At 69.8% G+C, this 3,734-nt stretch carries 2 protein-coding genes and 1 riboswitch; of the genes, one reads left to right on the top strand and one right to left on the bottom strand.

The window, feature by feature from the left end; translation table 11 throughout:
- Positions 1-1,020 (bottom strand): bifunctional diaminohydroxyphosphoribosylaminopyrimidine deaminase/5-amino-6-(5-phosphoribosylamino)uracil reductase RibD (gene ribD, locus EAO70_RS24960; protein WP_148005340.1); only part of this gene is annotated, 1,020 nt, incomplete at its 3' end.
- A 200-nt stretch (positions 1,021-1,220) separates the two neighbouring features.
- Positions 1,221-1,350, bottom strand: a riboswitch (FMN riboswitch).
- A 271-nt stretch (positions 1,351-1,621) separates the two neighbouring features.
- Between ribD and EAO70_RS24955 the strand changes: the two genes are divergently transcribed.
- A partial coding sequence (locus tag EAO70_RS24955) for a chitinase C-terminal domain-containing protein (RefSeq protein ID WP_148005339.1) occupies positions 1,622-3,734 on the top strand: 2,113 nt, incomplete at its 3' end.

The following is a 3,734-nucleotide window of genomic DNA, read 5'->3' as shown; positions in this document are numbered from 1 at the left end:
GTCGGGGCCGATGCGGACGGTGTCGGTGACGTCGAGCCGCAACGCTTCGGTGAGGGTGCTGATTCCTGCGTCGGCGAGCGCGTGCGGGCCCGCGCCGAGGAGGACGGGGGCGAGGTAGCCGACGACCTGGTCGACGGCGCCCGCGGCGACGAAGGCGCCGGCGAGGGTGGGGCCGCCCTCCAGGAGGACGGAGCGGACCCCGCGCGCGTGGAGGGCTTCCAGGAGGGCGGGGACGGACAGGCCGCGGTCCGCCCTGGGGAGGCGTACGACGACGGTCTCGTCGAGGGGGGTGGTGGCGTCCTCGGCGACGGCGATCAGGACGGGGGCCGCGTCGTCCAGGATCCGGGCGCCGGGCTTCACGGCGGTCCCCCCGGTGTCGACGACCACGCGGAGCGGCTGGACGGCGCCCTCGACGCCGCGGACGGCGAGGTGGGGGTCGTCGGCGCGGGCGGTGCCGGAGCCGACCACGACGGCGTCGGCCTCGGCGCGCAGCCGGTGGACGTCGGCGCGGGACTCCGCGGAGGTGATCCAGCGGGAGGTGCCGTCGGCGGCGGCGATCCGGCCGTCGAGGGTGGCGGCGTACTTCCAGCGGACGAAGGGGCGGCCGTGGCGTACGGAGGTGAGCCAGGCGATGTTGCCGGCCTCCGCCTCGGCCGCCAGGAGGCCCTGCCCGACCTCGACCCCGGCGGCGCGCAGGGTGTCGGCGCCCCCGGTGGCCTGCGGGTTCGGGTCGCCGACGGCGTAGACGACGCGGCTGACCCCGGCCTCGATCAGGGCCTGGGCGCAGGGGCCGGTGCGGCCGGTGTGGTTGCAGGGTTCGAGGGTGACGTAGGCGGTGGCGCCGCGGGCGAGGGTGCCCGCCTCGCGCAGGGCGTGGACCTCGGCGTGGGGGCCGCCGGCGCGCCGGTGGTAGCCCTCGCCGACCACGTGTCCGGCGGCGTCGGTGAGGACGCACCCGACGACGGGGTTGGGGCTGGTGGCGCCGAGACCGCGTGCGGCGAGCTCGACGGCGCGTCGCATGGCGGTGATGTCGGTCTGCTGGGCCACCGGGTCCTCCTGCCTCTTCGGGCACGGACTCCGGGGCCTGTCGATGACGACAGAGAGCGGGACGACGCTTCGCGCAGGGTGCGCCGAAGCCGCGGTCCCACGGGTACGCCGATCGTGTCGATACGGCGACCAGCGGACGTACGGCCGGCACACCCCTGGAAAGGGTTCGCCCGCCGCGCACTGCCTCCCATCCGGACTTTCACCGTCGGTCCAGGAATCTCACCTGGTCAACCGGCCGCTGGCTGCGGACGGGTCGCGGACTATACCGCCGGTTCGGAATTACACCGACCCCGGAGTGCGCTGCTGCTGATACAGGGCCAGTGTGCCACGACCCGCTGGGAGCGTCATGGCCGGGTTCCTGTGGTCTGGCTCACAGACTCCCCCAGAATTCTTCGATGGTCCAGACCTATTGACGCACTGGTCTAGTCCTCTTAATCTCCGTGTCACCTCCTAGGAACGACCCGGCGGAGTGCGCACTCCACGGGTCCAACACGACCCACCCCCTTGTTCGTTGTGTTTTTCCTCCCCCTACGCCCGGAGGCGTGGGGGACCCCCGCCCCAGGAGGAACCGATCGTGTTGTCCCCCACCGCGAAAAGAGCCTCGCTGCTCTCGTCCGGCGCAGCCGTCGCCGGACTGCTGCTCAGCTCGCTCTCCGGCGGCGTCTCGTACGCGGCCGACAACGAGTCCTGTCGCCCCGACGGGCTCTACAAGACGCCCGGCGTCGACGTCCCGTACTGCTCGGTCTACGACACCGAGGGCCGCGAGAAGATGGGCGCGGACCACCAGCGCCGGGTCATCGGCTACTTCACCGGCTGGCGCGACGGCAAGAACGGCCAGCCCGCGTACCTGGCCAAGGACATCCCGTGGGAGAAGATCACCCACATCAACTACGCCTTCGGGCACATCGGCTCGGACAACAAGCTGTCCGTCGGCACGGACGGTCCGAACAACGCGGCCACCGGGATGACCTGGCCCGGTGTGGCCGGAGCCGAGATGGACCCGGGGTACGCCTACAAGGGCCACTTCAACCTGCTCAACAAGTTCAAGAAGCAGCACCCGAACGTGAAGACCCTCATCTCGGTCGGCGGCTGGGCCGAGACCGGCGGCTACTTCGCGGACAACGGGAACCGGGTCAACTCCGGCGGCTTCTACTCGATGGCCACGAACGCCGACGGTTCGGTCAACCAGGCCGGGATCGACACCTTCGCCGCCTCGTCCGTCGACTTCATCCGCAAGTACGGCTTCAACGGCGTCGACATCGACTACGAGTACCCGACGACCATGAAGGACGCCGGCAACCCGCTCGACTGGCAGATCGCCAACGCGCGCCGCGCCGGACTCGTGCAGGGCTACGCGGCCCTCATGAAGTCCCTGCGCGAGAAGCTGGACGTGGCCGGCGCCGCCGACGGCAAGCACTACCTGCTGACCGTCGCCGCCCCCTCCTCCGGCTACCTGCTGCGCGGCATGGAGACCTTCCAGGTCCAGAAGTACCTGGACTACGTCAACATCATGTCGTACGACCTGCACGGCGCCTGGAACGAGTACGTCGGGCCGAACGCCTCCCTCTTCGACGACGGCAAGGACGGCGAGCTCGCCGCCGCCAACGTCTACGGCTCCGCGCAGTACGGCAACATCGGGTACCTCAACACCGACTGGGCCTACCACTACTTCCGCGGCTCGATGCCGGCCGGCCGCATCAACATCGGCCTGCCCTACTACACCCGCGGTCACAAGAACGTCCAGGGCGGCACCGACGGCCTGTGGGGCAAGGCCTCCGCGAGCACCTGCCCGGCCGGCGCCGGTCTGACCAAGTGCGGTGACGGCGCCACCGGCATCGACAACCTGTGGCACGACAAGGACACCAACGGTGTCGAGTCGCCCGCCGGCTCCAACCCGATGTGGCACGCCAAGAACCTCGAGAAGGGGATCGTCGGCGACTACGTCACCCAGTACGGCTTCCCCGCGAACACCACGCTGACCGGCACCTACGCCCGCAAGTACGACTCGACGCTGGTCGCGCCGTGGCTGTGGAACGCGCAGAAGAAGGTCTTCCTCTCCACCGAGGACGAGCAGTCGGTGGCCGCCAAGGCCGACTACGTGGTCAACAAGGGCATCGGCGGCACGATGGTCTGGGAGATGGCCGGCGACTACGACTGGAACGCCACCAAGGGCCAGTACGAGATCGGCGACACGCTCACCTCGCTGATGTACGACAAGTTCAAGGCCGCCACCCCGTACGGCGCGAAGAAGTCCAACGCGACCCTGCCGACCAAGGCCGTGAAGATCGACGCCCAGTTCACCGAGTTCAAGCTGGGTGACTCGAACTACCCGATCACCCCGAAGGTCAAGATCACCAACAACACGGCGACCGCCCTGCCGGGCGGCACGGAGTTCCAGTTCGACTACGGGACCTCGGCCCCCGCCAACGCCTCCGACCAGTCGGGCTTCGGCACCAAGGTGATCAGCAGCGACCACACGGGCAGCAACGTGGGCGGCCTGAAGGGCGACTTCCACCGCGTCTCCCTGAAGCTCCCGGCCTGGCAGTCGCTGGCCCCCGGCGCCACGGTCGACCTCTCGTTCAACTACTACCTGCCGGTGTCCACCCCCTCCAACTGGACGGTGAACATCAACGGCACGACGTACGCCCTCGCCGGTGACCTGGCACGCGGTACGACGGTGGTGGAGC

It is taken from the genome of Streptomyces sp. adm13(2018), from assembly GCF_008042145.1.
Classification (GTDB): Bacteria; Actinomycetota; Actinomycetes; order Streptomycetales; family Streptomycetaceae; genus Streptomyces.
Note: the sequence above shows the minus strand (reverse complement) of the source record. Positions and strands in the feature narration are given on the sequence as shown.